General features: G+C 64.0%; 17 protein-coding genes. 3 read left to right on the top strand and 14 right to left on the bottom strand.

The window, feature by feature from the left end; translation table 11 throughout:
• Nucleotides 1–38 precede the first annotated feature (38 nt).
• Together BA190_RS03785 and tetR are read right to left on the bottom strand one after the other, a co-directional pair.
• Nucleotides 39–581, bottom strand: coding sequence for a helix-turn-helix transcriptional regulator (locus BA190_RS03785; RefSeq protein ID WP_068282772.1), 543 nt, complete (start codon nucleotides 579–581; stop codon nucleotides 39–41).
• Nucleotides 578–1,192 (bottom strand): tetracycline resistance transcriptional repressor TetR, encoded by a 615-nt coding sequence (tetR, locus tag BA190_RS03780; protein WP_068283039.1) that lies wholly within the window; start codon nucleotides 1,190–1,192, stop codon nucleotides 578–580. Before tetR ends, BA190_RS03785 begins: the two co-directional genes overlap by 4 nt.
• Before the next feature lie 192 nt (nucleotides 1,193–1,384).
• Here tetR and tet point away from each other — a divergent pair, with 192 nt between their 5' ends.
• On the top strand, nucleotides 1,385–2,566 hold the full coding sequence (gene tet, locus BA190_RS03775) for a Tet(A)/Tet(B)/Tet(C) family tetracycline efflux MFS transporter (protein WP_068282769.1): 1,182 nt from the start codon (nucleotides 1,385–1,387) through the stop codon (nucleotides 2,564–2,566).
• 248 nt (nucleotides 2,567–2,814) lie between these two features.
• Nucleotides 2,815–4,017 (top strand): hypothetical protein, encoded by a 1,203-nt coding sequence (locus BA190_RS03770; RefSeq protein WP_068282766.1) that lies wholly within the window; start codon nucleotides 2,815–2,817, stop codon nucleotides 4,015–4,017.
• On the opposite strand, the gene BA190_RS03765 is transcribed toward BA190_RS03770, so the two are convergent.
• From BA190_RS03765 to BA190_RS03725, 9 genes are all read right to left on the bottom strand, one after another.
• Nucleotides 4,014–5,603: an amidohydrolase family protein gene (locus BA190_RS03765; RefSeq protein ID WP_068282763.1), complete on the bottom strand. Its 1,590-nt coding sequence runs from the start codon at nucleotides 5,601–5,603 to the stop codon at nucleotides 4,014–4,016. The genes BA190_RS03770 and BA190_RS03765 overlap by 4 nt on opposite strands.
• 113 nt (nucleotides 5,604–5,716) lie before the next feature.
• On the bottom strand, nucleotides 5,717–6,727 hold the full coding sequence (locus BA190_RS03760; RefSeq protein WP_068282760.1) for a succinylglutamate desuccinylase/aspartoacylase family protein: 1,011 nt from the start codon (nucleotides 6,725–6,727) through the stop codon (nucleotides 5,717–5,719).
• A gap of 13 nt (nucleotides 6,728–6,740) precedes the next feature.
• A complete protein-coding gene (locus tag BA190_RS03755; RefSeq protein WP_068282757.1) occupies nucleotides 6,741–7,085 on the bottom strand; it encodes a RidA family protein in 345 nt (114 codons plus the stop codon).
• Between the two features lie 50 nt (nucleotides 7,086–7,135).
• Nucleotides 7,136–8,437 (bottom strand): alanine racemase, encoded by a 1,302-nt coding sequence (locus BA190_RS03750; protein ID WP_068282753.1) that lies wholly within the window; start codon nucleotides 8,435–8,437, stop codon nucleotides 7,136–7,138.
• Nucleotides 8,438–8,440: 3 nt separating this feature from the next.
• Nucleotides 8,441–9,385: an amidohydrolase gene (locus tag BA190_RS03745; RefSeq protein WP_068282750.1), complete on the bottom strand. Its 945-nt coding sequence runs from the start codon at nucleotides 9,383–9,385 to the stop codon at nucleotides 8,441–8,443.
• Entirely contained in the window at nucleotides 9,382–10,335 is a 954-nt protein-coding gene (locus BA190_RS03740) for an ABC transporter permease (protein WP_068282747.1), read from the bottom strand. The genes BA190_RS03745 and BA190_RS03740 overlap by 4 nt, the downstream gene beginning before the upstream one ends.
• Nucleotides 10,332–11,294, bottom strand: coding sequence for an ABC transporter permease (locus BA190_RS03735; protein WP_068282744.1), 963 nt, complete (start codon nucleotides 11,292–11,294; stop codon nucleotides 10,332–10,334). The genes BA190_RS03740 and BA190_RS03735 overlap by 4 nt, the downstream gene beginning before the upstream one ends.
• On the bottom strand, nucleotides 11,291–12,799 hold the full coding sequence (locus tag BA190_RS03730; protein WP_068282741.1) for a sugar ABC transporter ATP-binding protein: 1,509 nt from the start codon (nucleotides 12,797–12,799) through the stop codon (nucleotides 11,291–11,293). Before BA190_RS03730 ends, BA190_RS03735 begins: the two co-directional genes overlap by 4 nt.
• Before the next feature lie 30 nt (nucleotides 12,800–12,829).
• Nucleotides 12,830–13,900, bottom strand: a complete 1,071-nt coding sequence (locus BA190_RS03725) for an ABC transporter substrate-binding protein (RefSeq protein WP_068282738.1) — start codon at nucleotides 13,898–13,900, stop codon at nucleotides 12,830–12,832.
• A gap of 283 nt (nucleotides 13,901–14,183) precedes the next feature.
• Here BA190_RS03725 and BA190_RS03720 point away from each other — a divergent pair, with 283 nt between their 5' ends.
• A complete protein-coding gene (locus BA190_RS03720; protein ID WP_068282735.1) occupies nucleotides 14,184–14,972 on the top strand; it encodes an IclR family transcriptional regulator in 789 nt (262 codons plus the stop codon).
• 4 nt (nucleotides 14,973–14,976) lie between these two features.
• Here BA190_RS03720 and BA190_RS03715 read toward each other — a convergent pair whose 3' ends face one another.
• Genes BA190_RS03715 through BA190_RS03705 form a run of 3 tightly spaced genes read right to left on the bottom strand, consistent with a single transcriptional unit; the run spans nucleotide 14,977 to nucleotide 17,425 of the window.
• The gene (locus BA190_RS03715) at nucleotides 14,977–15,849 is read right to left on the bottom strand and encodes a LysR family transcriptional regulator (protein WP_068282732.1); all 873 of its coding nucleotides are present in this window, start codon (nucleotides 15,847–15,849) and stop codon (nucleotides 14,977–14,979) included.
• A gap of 28 nt (nucleotides 15,850–15,877) precedes the next feature.
• Nucleotides 15,878–16,393 (bottom strand): AmiS/UreI family transporter, encoded by a 516-nt coding sequence (locus tag BA190_RS03710; protein WP_068282730.1) that lies wholly within the window; start codon nucleotides 16,391–16,393, stop codon nucleotides 15,878–15,880.
• A 15-nt stretch (nucleotides 16,394–16,408) separates the two neighbouring features.
• Nucleotides 16,409–17,425 carry an alpha/beta fold hydrolase gene (locus tag BA190_RS03705; RefSeq protein WP_068282727.1) on the bottom strand — a complete coding sequence of 339 codons (1,017 nt, stop codon included), beginning with the start codon at nucleotides 17,423–17,425 and terminating at the stop codon, nucleotides 16,409–16,411.
• Nucleotides 17,426–17,516: the final 91 nt, after the last annotated feature.

Raw genomic sequence — 17,516 nt, 5'->3', positions numbered from 1 at the left:
CTGGGCTGGCCACGCATAAAATATGCAAGCGCGCGAGGTCAGCCGATGGTGGTGACCAGCCGTCCCGCGCTGCCGTCCGCCAGCTGCACGCGTTCCCACAACACGCGGCTCGGTTCGATCGGCAGGACAGCATCATGATTGGCTCCCGTCTCCAGCGTCAGCGAGGCCAGATAGCCTTCATGCCAGCCGCGCGCGAAGAGCCCTTCCTCCGCCGCCAGGATTTCATCCGAGGCGTAGGGTAGCAGTGACCTGCCGATCAGTTCGGGCAAATCGGCATGCCATTCGGCCTGCCGCGGCTGGGAGGCGGCCAGCAGGCGATGGCTATCGTCGCAGATGAGATGAACCTTGGCACTCGAAGACGTTACCAGGCGCTTCAAGGCGGCATCTCCAGCCGAAGCCGGTGATGCGGCAAGCAGATCCAGGACCACCGCCCAGCGATCTGGCCCGAGCGGCATGCCGCCTCTTTCCCAGCGGGAAATACTGGCCTGGTCCACGCCGAGCAATTCCGCCAGGTGGCTCTGCTTGATGCCCCTGAGCATGCGCAGCCGGCGCAAGGCACGTCCCTGCTCGATCGCGTTCATCGGCGCAACCTCTCCCTCATGCCGGCAATGATGAAGCTCAGTCCGCGTTCGAACGCCACCTCGGGGCCATCCCGATCGAAAGTCTCCATGGCCTCTGCCAGCAGAGGCGATGTCCCTGCCGGAGGAGGCATGTCACCGCGCTCGGCCTTGTCCGCTTGTGCCGATTGCTGCTCCATCACCGAGCCGACCACGAAATAGCTGATGGTCATCAGCGCATAGGTGGTGTCGGCCGTGGTGAACCCGGCCTCGGTCAGGCAGCGCAGTTGCGTCTCCGCGTTTGCGGTTTCCGACCCATTGGGCCTGGTGCCCGCATGGATGCGCGCACCGTCGCGATAGGAAAGCAAGGCCTTCCTGAAACTGCGGGCATTACCAGTGACGAAGGAACACCAATCATCACCCGGCTTCGGCACCGCATGCGTATGCCGTTCGGCGAGCATGGCATGGGCCAGGGCATCGAGCAGCGCCCGCTTGTTCTTGAAATGCCAATAGAGCGCCGGCTGCTGCACGCCGAGATGGTCGGCTAGCTTGCGGGTGGTCAGGCCATCGACGCCGACCTCGTTCAAGAGATCGAGCGCGGCTCGAATGACCTTTTCGCGCTGCAGCTTCGCCATGGCGTCCTTCCCCAGCATCGCCTCCAGAAGGCGCCGGCCTCCGGCACGGCGATGCGGCCATGGAGAACTACCCCATCGATCCCGATTCAGTAAGCCGGATCCGTCATCACCGGCTTGACTATTTATCAACGATAAGTTTTATGACGTCACTTATCAATGATAAATTAACATCGAACGGGACCATGCGTGCCGATGACAACCAAATTCGCCTTACCCCTGATACTGGGCGTCGTTGCTCTCGATGCCATCGGCATCGGCCTAGTCATGCCGGTCTTGCCTGAACTCCTGCGCAATCTCGTCCATACCGATGCGGTGGCCAGGCATTATGGCGTGTTGCTTGCGATCTATGCCCTGATGCAATTCCTGTGTGCGCCGGCCCTCGGGGCCCTGTCGGACCGTTTCGGCCGCCGCCCCGTGCTGGTTGCTTCGCTGGCGGGCGCGACCGTCGACTATGCCATCATGGCGACGGCACCGGTCTTGTGGGTGCTCTATGTCGGGCGCGCCGTTGCCGGCATCACCGGTGCGACGGCAGCCGTGGCAGGCGCGGCAATCGCCGACATCACGCCGGAGGGTCGGCGTGCGCGGCGCTTCGGTCTGATGAGCGCGTTCTTCGGCCTCGGCCTGGTGGGCGGGCCCGCCCTCGGTGGCCTGCTCGGAGGCTTTTCCCCGCATGCCCCCTTCCTGATGGCTGCCGGCCTGAACGGCCTCAATGGGCTGCTCGCTCTCCTGCTGCTGTCTGAAACCCATCGAGGCGAGCGCCGGCCTCTCTCCCGGGCTGCCTTCAATCCCATTGCCTCTTTCCGTTGGGTGCGTGGCTTGCCGGTGGTAATGGCTCTGATGGCAGTGTTCTTCGTCATGCAACTGGTCGGCCAGGTGCCTGGGTCGATCTGGGTCCTGTTCGGCGAAAGCCGCTTCCATTGGGATACGGGCACTGTGGGGCTGTCCCTGGCCGCCTTCGGCATTCTCCACGCCGTCGCCCAGGGGTTCGTGACCGGCCCCTTGGCCCAATGGCTCGGCGAAGACCGTGCTGTCATCCTCGGCATGTCCGCCGACGCGCTCGGCTATGTGCTGCTGGCCTTCGCCACGCAAAGCTGGATGGCATTCGCCATCATGATCCCGCTGGCGGCAGGAGGCATCGGCGCACCTGCCCTTCAGGCCATGTTGTCGCGGGAGGTCGGCGAGAACCATCAAGGCCGGTTGCAGGGATCGCTATCGGCCCTCACCAGCCTGACATCCATCATCGGCCCCCTGCTCTTCACCGCGATCTACGCCGCCTCCCTGGCTTCCTGGAGCGGCTGGACCTGGCTGGCAGGCGCTCTGCTCTATCTCCTGTGTCCCCCCTTCCTGAAACGGTCGGTCCAAGCCAAGGCTTGAGCAATCGACTTCGTCCGGATGGTGCCCTCCAATGCCGCCATACCCGGCCGCCAAAACCCTGCGGCTTTTCGCTGCCGGGGGGCACATTCCGCTTGGTTCCGGCGCAGCTCGAATTCTATCCTCAGACGATTCGACCCAGGCAGGACGTGCATCGACGAGGGAAGATCTTGCCGTAATCTCTTGTTCAAAAACGATTTTGCGTCTTTCGAAAATTTCGTCGGATTGCGGAACGCCGGAGCGGAACGACCATGCATCTATCCATGTGGACCTATCCCTGGGACATCCAGGACCAGGGGCTGGCCGGAACTGTCGCGGACCTGCGGGATCGCGCCGGCCTCAACACGATCTCGCTGGCGACATCCTATCACGCCGGCCGCTTCCTCCAGCCCCGCAGCCCTGTCGGAAAGGCCTATTTCCCCGAGGACGGCACGGTCTATTTCAGGCCGGATGAACGGCTGTGGCAGGGCAAGGAAATCCGGCCGCTGGTGGCGCGAAACCTCGCCGAGCGCGGCGACATGCTGGCAGCCCTGGTGGAGCAGCGCGCCCTTGGTGGCCCTCGGGTCTCCTGCTGGACGGTGTGCCTGCACAATACGAGGCTCGGCATGCTTCATCCCGGTCACGTCACGCGCAATGCCTTCGGCAACCCCAACTACTACAATCTGTGTCCGTCGAGCCCGGCGGCGCGCGATTATGTGGTGACCTTGGTCGAGGATGTCACGCGCACCTACAAGCCCGATATGCTCGAGCTCGAAAGCCCGAATTTCATGGGTTTTGCGCATGAATATCATCATGAGAAGGATGGCGTCGGCCTGAATACCGAGGATGACTTCCTGCTGTCGCTCTGTTTTTGCGACCACTGCCTGGCAAGGGCTTCGCGGGCCGGTGTCGACGGGGCGGCCGCACGCGAGACCGTGCGGCGCTTCATCGCCGATTTATGCGAGCGAGAAACCCCGGAGCGGCAATTCTCAGACTTTCCCGCCACCGGCATCGATGCCTTCAAGGCCTGGGCCGAACTGCATGCTTTCCTGGCCTGGCGCAGCGAACCGGTGACCAGCCTGATCCGCGAAATCCGGCAGAAGGCCGATCCCTCCACCAAGATCGTACTGATCGACCTCAAGGATGGCTGGCTCGGCGGCGTCGATCACACCGCCGTGGGCGAGATATGCGACGGCCTCATCCTGTGCTGCTACGACATGTCCCCCAACGAGATCGGCGAGGTGCTTGCCGCGGGCCGCCAGGCCCTGGCTCCCGGCAAATTCCTGGGAGCCGGTTTTCGGGTGTTTTATCCGGAGAACCGCAGTGCCGCCGATCTGGTCGCGCGGGTGCAGGCGGCCGTGGCCGCCGGCGCCGAAGGCATCAATTTCTACAATTACGGCCTGATACCGGCCAAGCGGCTCGATTGGGTACGCGCCGCCGTCACCGCCATCGCGTCGAAAGTCGACAGGCTTTAGAGCACCCTGCCCGGCCGATCGCCCGTCTGGCGGCCCTCGGCCACCACGGTTCCGCCGTTCACCCAGACATGGGAAATGCCGGTCGGCAATTGGGTCGAGTTCTCGAAGGTCGCCCGGTCGGTGATGGCGTCCTCGAACAGCACGAGATCGGCGGCAAGTCCGGGGCGGACCAGGCCCCGGTCCGAGAGCTGGAAGCGCTGCGCGGCCACGGACGTCATGCGGCGCACGGCGTCTTCCAGGCTGAACCAGTCCTTGTCGCGCCGGAGCTGCCCGGCAATGCGCGGGAAGGTGCCGAAGGCGCGCGGATGAGGCTTGGAGCCCGGCCGCGGCAGGCCATCGGATCCGGCCATGTAAAGCCGATTGCAGCAGGCGGCGTGCAGATCGTCCTCATCGAGCTGGAACAGGATGATGCCGGTCTGGCCGTCATCCTCCTCGACGAAGCGCAGCATCAGGTCGAAAGGCGTGACCCCGAGCTCACCCGCCGCCTTCTCCATGTCGAGGCCCTCCAGGTGCTTGAGCTCGGCGGTACCGACCGCCGACAAGCGGACATTGCCCCAGCCGATCAGCGACACCTTGCTCTGGCCATGGAAGGCCGGACCGCCATGTTCGACCCATTCGCGCAAGATTGCCAATTGCGTGGGATCGCGCAGGCGGGCCTTGAGGCCATCGAGCCCGCCATCCATGGCGGCAGGCGGCAGCAATTGCAGCAGCCAGGTGCTGCCGGCCGGATAGGGATACATGTCGAAACTGATGTCGATGCCTTCGCAGCGCATGCCTTCGAGCAGTTCGATCGCCGCCGGGATCTGGCCCCAGTTCGGCCGGCCGGCCGATTGCAGATGCGACAGCAGGCCCGCCGAACCGGAATGCCGGAGAATGCCGCCGAACTCGCGGATGGCATCCATCAGGCCGGCCTCATAGGAGCGGACATGGGCTGCCAGCACCTTGCCATGGCTGCGCACGGTGTCTCCCAGCGCGAAGAGTTCGTCCTCCTCGGCAAAGGCGCTCGGCGGATAGACGAGGCCAAGCGAGAGGCCGGCAGCGCCCTGGCCGAGTTGGGCGGCGAGCAGCGTGCACATTGCTTCGATCTCGGCGGGGCTGGCCGGGCGGCGCTCATGACCCATCACCGCGAGGCGCAGCGCGGCATGGCCGACCAGCGACACCAGATTGAGTGCAATGCCCTCCCCCGTCAGCGCCTGGCGATAGCCATCGAGGTCGGCGAAGATCTCGCTGTCCAGGGTCTCGCCGAGCAGGCCGGAGAAATGCAACCGCAGATTTTCGCGCGAAGCCGGCACCGCCGGATAAAGCGAGAAGGAACAGTTGCCGACCACGATGCTGGTGACGCCCTGCAGCGCCTTTTCCGGCCGGTCCCGCTCGCGCAGGAAGATGAGGTCATCATGGCAGTGGGCATCGATGAAGCCGGGCGCCAGATAGCGCTCGGCCGCATCGACGATCGCGGCCCCATCGCTGGCCTTGAGGTCCTGGCCGATACGGGCAATGGCGCCGCCCGAAATCAGCACGTCGCCGCGATACCAGGGCGCTCCCGTGCCGTCGATGATGCGTGCGCCCCGGATGAGTGTATCGGCCATGACGCCTGGTCCTTTCTGGAGCAAGGAGCGTTGGGAGGAAACACCACCTTGCCTATGCCCTTTGCCTCGACGTGTTTACGCCTCTTGGCGATTCCGCCAAATCGCAAAACGCCTCAATCTTCGATCGGTTCGGCCACCTGCATCAAGCAGTCGCCGGCCTGGCTGTCGCAATGCAGCCGATGCGAGATCACGATGCCACCCTCGGCAAAGCGCAGCGCTTCCTCCGGCTGCTCCAGGCGTTCGAGATCGTGATACCAGCCGGCAAGGTCGCCGGCCGCAACCCGGGCCCCGAGTTCGACGGCCGGCTCGAACCAGCCTCGACGCATGGCATAGATGCCCTGGCTATGGCGTGAGAGCGACAGCAGCTGCAAGCCCGGCTTGGCGCTGATGTCACTGCCCAGCAGGGGGCCGTCGATGATGCCGAGCGCCAGCATCAGATTGTCGATCGATCGCGCCGTGAACGCCATGCTGGCCGGCGTCACCGTGCCCCCGCCGCCGAACTCGCCGCTGAGACCGATGATGCCGGCGCGCATGGCGCCTCCCATGGAGGTCGGCGAATGCAAACCATTGTCGGCGACGAAGGCATGGCTGGGTGCCATCGCCCTGAGCAGGGTCTTGGCGCGAATGGAGCGCTCCGCGTCAGGCTGGCGCTCGATCAGGGCACAATGAAGATGCGCCATGGAGGTGCCGCCGGAATGAATGTCGAGCAGCACCTCGTGGCGCGGGAACAGTTCGTGTTCGAGGAAATAGGCGAGCCGCGCGGTCGGCGTTCCCATGGGATCGCCGGGAAAGGCCCGATTGAGATTGCCGCCGTCGAAGGGCGAGCAGCGCCTGGCCGCCATGACGGCGGGCAGATTGGCAGCCGGCAGGACGGTGACACTGCCCCGGATCGCCGCCGGATCGAGGCGCCGCATCAGGCGCGCCAGTTGCAGCTCGCCCTCATATTCGTCGCCATGATTGCCGGCCATCAGCAGGAGGCTCGGCCCCGCCCCGTTCCGCACGCGCAGGATCGGGACCTTGATCTGATAATAGGGTGAGCGATCGATGGAATAGGGAATGCTCAGATGGCCGCTCTGGCGGCCATCGGCGTCGAAATCGAGGGTATGGACGAGGCCGCTATGCATGGCGGAGAACTTTCTACAGGGCCGCGATGGCCGTCATCTCGACCCGCAGATCCGGATCGGCGAGCCGGGCCTCGACGCAGGCGCGCGCCGGCGGATTGGCCGGGTCGATCCAGGCATCGTAGACGCCGTTCATGGCGTCGAAGTCGACGATGGCAGGCAGGAAGACATTGACGGCCAGGAGGCGCGAGCGGTCCGTGCCGGCCTCCTTGAGAAGTGCATCGATCTTGGAAAGCACGTCCAGCGTCTGGGCCTCGATGCCGGCCTTGCGGTTATCGGCAACCTGGCCGGCGATATGGACGAGACCGGCATAGCTGACCGCCTGGCTCATGCGCGAGCCTTTCTGATATCGCATGATCATTTTTACGCAATCCTTTGTAAAGTCGTGAAAATATGGGTTCCTTCGAAACCTTAGCCGAAGGAGGTGGCGAAGACGTCGGTCACCGTGCCATCGGCATCGAGGCCATAGACGAGGGCATGCCGATCGAGGCAGGTGCAGGGGTGCGACAGGCCAAATTCGACGACATCGCCGATGCGCAGATCCGCGCCGCCTGTGGTGACGAAGGCGTGCTGGTCGTTGAGGCGGGCAACCGCCACGGCATCGAGAGCGCCGATACGGCGTCCCTCGCGATAGAGCGCCAGTGGGCGTGGCAGCCCCTGATCCATGGCGACGTCACGCAGGCCCATGCCGCAGATCGCCAGGCCGGGTTCGGGGCGCGACAACACCTCGGACCAGATGCGAAGAACGGGCTTGAATGCGTTGGAAGCGCTAACAATTTTACTTGATAATTCGAAGCCGAAGCGAGCGTCGAGGGCAGCAAGACCGCGCTCATAGACCCCGTGGTCGTGAAAGAAGATCGCGCCGCTGCGCAGGACCAGGGTGGTAGCAGCATCCCGGCCGCCGATCGGCCGAAGACCCGCGATGACCCGGTCGAAAAACACCGAACCGCCGGCTGTCAGGATCAGGGGGCGTTCCATTCCGACACGGCTGCGGACGAGCTCGTGTGTCGCGACCGTCAGAGCCATCAATTCATCGATGCGGCGGATACTCTCTTCCGGATCGGCCGTCGCGGCCGCGCCCTCATAGGCACCGATGCCGCTCAGACCGATGCCCGCGTTCTCGCCCGCCAGGATCGCGTCGAGAACGGCGCTTGCAGCCCCGATCGTCCGGGCCCCGGCTCGCCCGGCCCCGACTTCCAGCAACAGGCCGAGAGGCGGCAGGTCGTCCCGTCTGTGCCAGGTCTCCAGCAGGCTCGCAGCCAGTTCCGGCGAGTCGACGAAAACATGCAGCCGCGCTTCCGGATGTCCGGCGAGCAGCGCTGCCAGGCGCCTGACAGCAGCCTCGCCACCGATCTCGTTGGCCAGGATCAGGCGATCGAATCCGGCCTTGAGCAGCACGGAGGCCTGGCGGATATCGGCGACGGTGGTGCCCCAGGCTCCGGCCTCGACCAGCACTCTGGCGAGAGTCGTGGACATCGGCGTCTTGGCGTGCGGCGCAATCGCCACGCCATGGTCGCGGACGTAACGCATCATCAGCTCAACGTTACCCTCGAAGGCCGGGCGGTCGAGCGACATGAGCGGCAGCGACATGGTGCCGTCATAGGGCTTCCAGCCCTGCCGGCCAATTTCGGCGAGCGGCAAGGGTCTATGGCCGGCAGGAAAGCCCCGCACGCGGTCATCGATGGCATCGAGGGAAAGATGGAGGTCGGACATGGGTCAGGTTTCGCTGGTGGCGGCTTTATCGAGACCGAGACGGTAGGCCCGGTCGGCGGTGGCAAAGAAAAGGTCCCGCTGTTCATCCGCGCTGAATTCGGAGGCGACGGTTCGAAAAGCGTCATAGACCTCCGCGAAGCTTGCATGCAGCCCAGCCACCGGGAAATCGCTGGCGAACATGGCGCGCCGCGGACCGAAACAGGCAACGCAGTGCTCGATCACCGGCCTGAGGCTGTCGAGGCTCCAATCTCTATCATAGGCGACGAGGTCGGAGATCTTGATGAGGACGTTGTCGGCCCGCCCCAGTGCCTGCAGGCCCCGCCGCCACAGCGCCATGCCCTCCGGACTGCGGTCGGCCGGGCTGCCGCAATGGTTGAGCACGAAGAGCGTATCGGGAAAATCTGCAACCAGACCGAGGGCTTCTTCCATTTGCCAGGGAAACAGCATGAGGTCGAAGGAGAGGCCGAGCCGTGTCGCCTGACGCAGGCCGTCGCGCCAGCGCGGATCGCCCATCAGGTCCTTCGAGCGGGCGAAACTCTTGGCGGGTTCCGGATGCCAGCTGACGATGTCCCTGATACCGACCACCAGGCCGTTTGCCGCTTCCGCCTCCAGCAGCGCGGCGGCGTCGGGACGATTGAGCGGCACGCGCGCCACCATGCGCCGTGCCACACCCGAATTCCTGTCGAGGCTTTCAAGCCAGCGGCTTTCCTCCAGGAGATATTCGGAAGACCAACCGGCCTCGACATGTACGGTGGCGACGATGCTCTGCCCGGCGGCATCGGCAAGATAGTCGGCGACACCATAATTGCGCCGGATCGGCGCGAGGCTGCCGAACACCAGTTCTCTCTCTTCGCCCTCCGGGGGGCGCAACCACGGGTGGCGCCGCAGAGACAGGTCCCAGAGATGATGATGCGGGTCGATGACTGGCCCGTCATAGCGGCGGGTCATCGGCGCGCCTCACGCCCTGAAATCAACAGCAGGGCCAGGATCAATGAGCCGAACATAATCGAGCGCCAGCCCGGCGAGGCATTCACCACCGTGATCAACGCGGTGGTGGTCACCAACAGGATGGCGCCCGGGATGGTGCCGGCATAGCTGCCCTTGCCGCCGAGAATGGAGGTGCCGCCAAGCACCACCGCGGCGATCGACATCAGGAGATAGGGATCGCCGATGCCGACATAGCCCTGGCGGTTCATGCCGAGGATGAGGGTGCCGGCAAGGCCCGCGAAGAAACCGGACAGGGCATAGAGCAGCAGCGTGTTTCTGACGACGCTGACGCCCGACAGCCGAGCCGCCACCGGGTTGGCACCCAGGGCCAGGAAGCGCACGCCCATCGGCATGCGGTGCAACAGCACGAGTACCGCCAGCGACACGACGATCCACAGGATGATGCCGGCGGGAATGCCGAGCGGCCGTGCCGAACCCAGCCAGATCACGGCCTTGTTGGTCACGGACACGGCGCTGCCACCGGCGACGATCACCAGCAGGCCCTGCAGGAAGGTCGCCATTGCCAGGGTCATGATGATCGGCGGCACGCGCAGGAAGGCAGCGCCGGCGCCGTTGAGCAGCCCGATACCGGTGGCGATCGCCAGGGCCCCAACGATGCCGATCAACCCCGAAGCGTCCCAGCCCGGCGAGATCAGCGGCAGCATGATCGCGGTGACAGTGATCACGGCACCGACCGAAAGGTCGATGCCGCCCATGATGATCACCAGGGTCTGCCCGGCGGCCACGATGCCGATCACGGCGGCCAGTTCCAGAAGGTAGCGCAGATGGCCATAGGCGCCGAAGCCGCGCAGGCTGAGGCTGGCGACGAGCCAGACCAGCGCCACCAGGATCAAGGTGAGCAGCGCTGGATTCCTGAAAAGCCCCCTGACAGTGGCGGACAGATTGCTCATTTCCTCCTCCAGCGCGCGGAGAGTTCGGGAATGGCCACGGCCCCGACGATGATCAGGCCCTGGGCGACATATTGGGCGACCGGGGGGAAGCCGAGGAAGAACATCACGTTGATCATCACCGAGAGCAGCAGGCTGCCGCAGATGGCGCCACGCATGGTGCCTTTGCCGCCGAGAAAGCCGACGCCGCCCAGCACCGCTCCGGCGATCGAATTCAGCGTGAAGGGATTGCCGATGACGGGGTCGCCCGATCCGGTCTGTGCCGCCACGAAGAGGCCGGCGAGGACGGCGAGGAGGCCGGAGACGGCGAAGGAAATCACCTTCACCCTTTCCACCGGCACGCCCGAGCGATAGGCGCCGACCGGATTGTCGCCGGCGGCATAGATGCCGAGGCCGGTCGGCGTGGCCAGGAACAGCTTCCAGGCCACCAGCACGATGAGGAGCAGGATGAAGGCCGTCGGTCCGTCGCCGGCCAGGAATTCGGAGAACCAGGGCGGCACGAAGCCGCCGGGCCGCGGCAGGATCAACAGGGCCACGCCGGTGATGATGAAGGAGCCCGCCAGCGTGACGATGATGGCCGGCAGGCGCAGATAGGCGACGATCACGCCGATCAGGCTGCCGATCGCCAATCCGGCCAGGGCGACCAGGACGATGCCACCGACCGAACCGGCCGGCCCGCCCATCGTCGTCGCGGCGATGACCGCCCCCAGGCTCACCATCGGCCCGACCGCCAGGGTGATGCCGCCATTCAGCATCAGCAGGGCCTGCGCCATGGTGACCAAGGCGAGCGGGAACCAGTTCTGGGTGAATTTCGAAAAGCCGCCGAGGCTCAATATGCCGGGAAAGAGCCAGGCATAGAGCAGCAGGAAGAGGGCAACGACGACATAGAGGCCACCAAGGTCGCGATTGCGGCGGCGCTGGACCGCCATGTAAAGGCTGGACGAAGAGACGGTAGCGCTCATGCCGCGGCCTCCCGTTTGGAGACGCCCATGGCGGAGCCGACGATGGCTTCCTCGGAAATTGCATCCCGATCGAGCATGGACACCGCCCGCCCCTCGCTGAACACCACGACCCTGTCGCACAGATGCACGAGTTCGGGGGTATCCGAACTCAGCAGGATCACCAGCTTGCCCTCGGCGGCAAAACCCTGGAGCATCAGATAGATCTCTCTCTTGGTTTCGATGTCGACGCCGCGCGTCGGGTCGTTGAGCAGCAGCACCGAAGGATCGAGCGGCAGCCATTTGGCCAGCGCCACCTTCTGCTGGTTGCCGCCGGACAGGGCCTGGACCGGCCGGGCGGTATCGCCCTTGATGGTGAGGCGCCTGGCAAGCTCGGCCACCATCGAGCGCTCCCGACCGCCATCGCGCAGGCCGCGCCGTGTCTGCAGGTCGAGGGAGGGCAGCAGCAGATTGGAGGCGATGGAATGGGGCAGGATCAGCCCCTCCTTCTTGCGGTCGGCAGGCACATAGGCAAGGCCGGCGGCATTGGCGGCGCCCACCGTGGCGAACAGCCCCGATCTGCCGCCCAGACTGGCACTCCGCGCCGAGGCGGGAATGGCGCCATAGAGGCCGAGCAGGAAATCCTCCTGCCCCTGCCCCACCAGGCCGCCAATGCCGACGATTTCGCCGGAACGGGCGGCAAAATCGACGTCGCGCACCATGCCGGCTGAAAAGCCCCTGACATGGATGCGTTCCTCGCCGATGGTCCGCGGCGTCCAGGCCGGGAAGAGGTCGCCGGCCTCGCGCCCGACCATCAGCTTGACCAGTCCCTCGGAATCGACGCCGGCCAGCGGCTGGTCGGCGGTGACCACGCCGTCCTTCAGCACGGTGACATGCGAGCACAGGGCCCGCACCTCGTTGAGACGATGCGAGATGTAGAGGAGCGCCAGGCCCTCCTCGCGCAGCCTGCCGATCAAACCCGCCAGGATGCCGGCTTCATGGCCCGACAGCGAGGAGGTCGGCTCATCCAGGATCAGCACGCGCGGACGGCGGAACAGCGCCTTGGCAATCTCCACCATCTGCCGGCGGCCGAGCGCGAGGTCGCCGACCAGCGTATCCGGTGCTTCGGTCAGGCCGACAAGGCCGCAGACCTCCTTCACGCGCCGCTGCAACTCACGGTAGTCCACCAGGCCGAAACGGCGAGGATAGGAGCCGAGGCCGATATTCTCGGCGATGGAGAGCTCGGGCGTGAGGCTGAGTTCCTGCTGCACGACGGCGATGCCGGCCTTGCGGGCGAGATCCGGGTTGAAGCGCGAGACGGACTTGCCGTCGAGCACGATCTCACCACCGTCCGGTGCCAGGGCACCGGACAGAAGATTGATCAGGGTCGACTTGCCGGCACCGTTCTCGCCCAGCAGGGCATGAACCCGGCCCGGGCGCAGCGCGATGCTGACACCCTTCAGCACCGGATTGCCGTAGAAGCCCTTCAGGACCTGGCGGGCTTCCAGCAAAGGCGGACGATCGATCATGAAACAGACTCTCCGTGCGAACCTCGACGCCTATTGCGCCAGCAGCTTGTCGAAGAGCGCCCGGTCATAGTCGGAGTAGATGTAGCCATCCGCCGGGAACTTGTCGGCGCGGGCGAGATAGGAGTCGATATTGCTGTCGTCGATCACCGGCAGCGGCACCTTGACCTTGGCCGGGATGGTCTTGCCCTGTAATGCCTGGACCGCCGCATAGACCGAGAAGGCGCCGAGCCAATTGGGCTGCATGGTACCCCAGCCCTTCAACTTCTTCTCCTTCCACAGTTCCAGGAACTGGCGGGCGTTCTCGCCGGTGGTCGGCACCTGGTCGCGGCCCTGGCGGTCGAAGGCCAGCACCGAACCGGCCGACAGGGCGCCGCCGAGCGACAGCACGCCATCGATCTGCGGATTGGCGAAGAGCAGGCTGGTCATCGCTTCCTGGGCGGGTGCGACATTATATTCGGTGTTGGTCTCGGTGATGATTTCCAGGCCCTTGTTGGCGTCGAGCACCGGCTGGGCGCCCTTGCGGCGGTCGTCGCTGACCGAAACTCCGGCCGGGCCGTTCATGATGATGATCTTGCCCTTGCCGCCGAGTTGCTTGACCATCCATTCGGCGGCCTGCTTGCCCCATTCGAGCGAATCCGTGTTGATCTTGGCGGTAAGATTGTCGGTGTCGACGAGGCTGTCGAAATTCATCACGGCGATGCCTTTGGCGCAGGCATCGGAGACGACGCGATCGAGCGCCGTGGACGAGCCGGCCTCGACGATGATGGCATCGAGATTGGCGTCGATCATCGACTGGATCTGCTGGATCTGGGTCTGGGCATTGCCCTGGGCGTCGGTGATCATCAGATCCTTGACCAACCCCTCCTTCTTGAGCGCGTCGACTTCGCTGACGATGGTGCCTTCCGTCTGCTTCATCCAGGTCGGCACGGAATAGATATTCGCCCAGCCGATGCGATACGGCGCCTTGCGATCGCCCTTGACGCAGTTCGAGGCGGCCTGAGCCATGCCGGCCGTGGCAGCGAAGGCCAGCACGGCGAGACCGACTCCCGCCATCAAGGCGCGCCGATCGGTGAGTTTCCGCAGCAGTGAAGTCTTGATCATGTCGTTCCCCTCTTGTGAGCCAGCGGGCCTTGTTTGCAGCCTTGGCTCTTGCATGATGTACAATATACTGTACATATGGTCACAATATCGGACAGCGCGAACTATAGGTGGTTTTTTGGGGCTGACAAGCGGGTGGCGAAATTTTTGAAGGCGCAGGCCATGCAATTCGAAATATCGTTGCGGAAGCAATCGGCTTGCGGCTTGCATTGATGCGTGCCGTAAGGTTCATCAGTGAAAATCCGGCGGACGGCACCCCGCTCGAGCGGGTCAGATAGGGCAGGAAATGGATTCAATCAGCGACGAAGGTATTGCCAGGCGCACGCGCGGCCTCGATCGTGCCTTCGAAATTCTCGATTTCCTGCGGATGAAGCGCGAGCCGACCAAGCCCAACGAGATCGCCGCCCGTATCGGAGCTCCGCGATCATCAGTCTATGAACTGGTCAACCTTCTCCTGCGCAACGGCATTCTCGAATATGCGGATGGCGAAGGTCGGGTCTATCTCGGCCGCAAGCTCTATTTCCTCGGCGCGGCCTATGAAGACCATTTCGATTTCATGCGCGAATGCGACAAGGTCCTTGCCCAGATTGCGGCAGAGACGCGCGAGACCGCCCAGTTCTGCATGCTGGACGGCAACAAATACACCGTCGTGCGCATGAAGGAGGGAGTCCGGCCTTTCCGGATTTCCTCCGATGTCGGGCGCGCCGTACCGATTCCCTGGACGGCATCCGGGCGCCTCCTGCTATCGCATCTGAGCGATGAGGAGATCCGGGATTTCATTCCGCCCGGCGATTTCCGCCTGCCCAATGGCAACATGCTCGATCCCGGCCATTTCATCGCCGAGGTCCGCCAGGCCGCCGCTGCGGGCGAGTTCACCTTCAACAGCATCGTCGACAGCTTCACCCACTGCTTCGCGGTGCCCGTCTTCGACGGCCAGGATCGCTGCACCGCCACGCTCTGCCTCGTCACTCCGCGCGAGGACGGCATTCGCAACCGCCAGCATTATCTCGACTGCCTGAAGACGGCGGCACTTTCTCTGCACGGCAAGGCCGTCGGCCCGCGCGCAGCGGCCTAGCCTCTTATTTGCCGCCCGTCAGGCTGAGATGATTGAGCAGATAGCGATGGAGTGTCTCCACGGCCGGCGAACTTTGCTCCGTGGCCGAGCGGTAAAGCAGGAGGTCGACACTCGGCAGGGTTGGAAACCCTGCCTGCACGGGCGGTTGCCGCACCCCCGGGACCAGGGCGCTCTCGATCAGCACGGTAACGGCGATTCCCGACAGCACGGCTGTCTGCAAACCGCTGATGCTGTCGCTGACGCAGGCGATCCGCCAGTTCCGCCCGGCCCGGTCGAGCGCCTCGATGGCATAATCGCGATAGATATTGCCGGGCGGCAACAAAGCCATCGGCACAGGGTCTTCCAAATGGGCCGATGAGGTCGCTCCCGTCAGCCAGACCAGTTGTTCGCGCCCGACGACCTGGCCGCCCGTGAAGCCGTCCATGCGCGTCACCAGGGCGATGTCGACGCTGCCCTCACGCACACGAGCCACCAGCGGCCTCGACAGGGCGCAACGCAGTTCGATTCGGATATGCGGATAATCCCGGCGAAAGGCACTGAGGATCGGCGGCAGTAGAAAGGTAGCGTAGAGATCGGGAACACCGAAAACGACTTTCTCCTCGGCGACCGTCGGAGCAAACCGCGCCAGGCACTCGTCGTGGCTGCTCAGGATCTGGCGGGCATGGGACAGGAATACCGTGCCGGTCTCGCTCAATTCGAGCGCGCGCCTGGTGTCGTCGAACAGGGGGCGGCCAATGATTTGCTCGAGTTTCTGGATTTGCTGGGTCACGGCCGATTGCGTGCGTCCCATGCGGCGGGAAGCCTCGGTGAGACTTCCCGTTTCGACCGTCAGGACGAAGGCGCGTAACGAACGGATATCGAGATAGGTCGACGACATGACTTCCTCTGCCGGTCAGGCAAGGTGACTATGCCATATGACCTTCGAGCAAGAGATAACCGGGGAGAAGACCGGTGACCACACTGTTGAACAATGCCATCCAGCCGGTCGGACGACCGATCTTCATGCCCCTCACCAGCAACAGGAAGAACATGGCATAGAGAACGGCCCAAAGCAGCCAGCACAACGTGAACCAATGCTCCCAGGTGGTTGCCGCCACCCGGTAATTTTCTATGGCAATCGGCACGAGAATGGCGACCACGGACAGGCAATACCAGCCAAGCCCGCGACCATCATGGCGGTTGATCTGGTTGAAGCCGACCCAGAGGAAAGTGATGCCGAACAAGAGAATCAGCGCGGCGGATTTGACCGCGCCGAGGGTAAGCGAACCTCCCACCACCAGATCGAGGCTGACGAGGGCCAGTACGGCGCCAGAGAAGAAGTTCGGCAAGGCGACTTCCCTGTCGCCGATCCGGCCGAGCAGCCACAGGCCGTTCTGGAACAGGACGACGCCGACATAGAGCAGAACCAAGCCTACCAGCATGAGAACCTCCCGATCTCAACTGGCCAGAAGTTCTTTGAGGAGACCGTCGAGAGTTTTCACATCGGCCGGACTAGTGCCCGGCCCGCCAGCGAAGTGCCCCCAGATGCTGTCGATCTGGCGCAATTCAGCGTTGGGCATATGCCTGACCTCATGGATATTGTCTTCTGGTGGGAAATAGAGGTCCGTCGATGCCGGCACGACGAAAGCCTTGGCCTTGATAGCACCGAGCGCCTTTTCGAAATCGCCCTGGAAGAGTTCGTTCTTGGAGATGTCGCCATGCTGCCAGCACCACAGCATGGTCAGGAGGTTGTTGGCATCGCGTGGCAGGAAGATGTCTTCCCAGAACCCCACCAGGAAGTCCTCCAGGCTGGCATAGCCCATCGCCTCGAGGTCGAGCCTTTCCCGATAGAAGGCCTGGCTGAAGCCCCAGCCGGCATAGACGCGGGCCATGGCCCGCAGCCCCCGCGTCGGGGGTGCATCATACCAGCCCTCCTTGAAGGCAGCGTCGGCCGTAAGCGCCGCCTTCACACCTTCCAGGAAGACGAAATTGTGACGCGAGCAGCGTGCCGCGCCCTGGAAGGGCAGGATGCGCTGCACCATGTCCGGATAGAGAGCAGCCCAGTGATAGGTCTGCCCAGCCCCCATCGACCAGCCCGTTACCAGTGGCAGCGTCTCGATGCCGAACTTCTCCGTCACCAGCCTGTGCTGCAGGCGAACGTTGTCATAGGGCGTCACCTTGGGAAAGCGCGCCTTGTTCCAGGGTACGGGCGTGTTGCTCGGCGAACTCGACAGGCCGTTGCCGAGCATGTTGGGCACGATGATGAAGTAACGGTTGGGATCAAGGGCAAGGCCCTCTCCGATCAGCCATTCGTTTTCATAATGCTGGCCGGAATACCAGGTCGGATAGACGATGGCATTGTCGCGCCTTGCATTGAGAGTTCCATAGGTCTTGTAGGCCAATTGGGCCGTGCGCAATGTGGCCCCGGATTGCAATACGACATCGCCAAGATCGTAGATGCTGTAATCCACCATGCTCCCTCTCCGACTTTTCTTTTTCACGAAGCACAATCGCGAATTTTGAACGAAGACGATTTAGAGGCGCGCCATCTATGTTAGCAAATTA

Origin of the sequence: Labrys sp. WJW (assembly GCF_001676615.1) — a bacterium.
Lineage (GTDB): Bacteria > Pseudomonadota > Alphaproteobacteria > Rhizobiales > Labraceae > Labrys > Labrys sedimenti.
The sequence above is the reverse complement of the archived record's forward strand: the minus strand, read 5'-3'. Positions and strand labels throughout refer to the sequence as shown.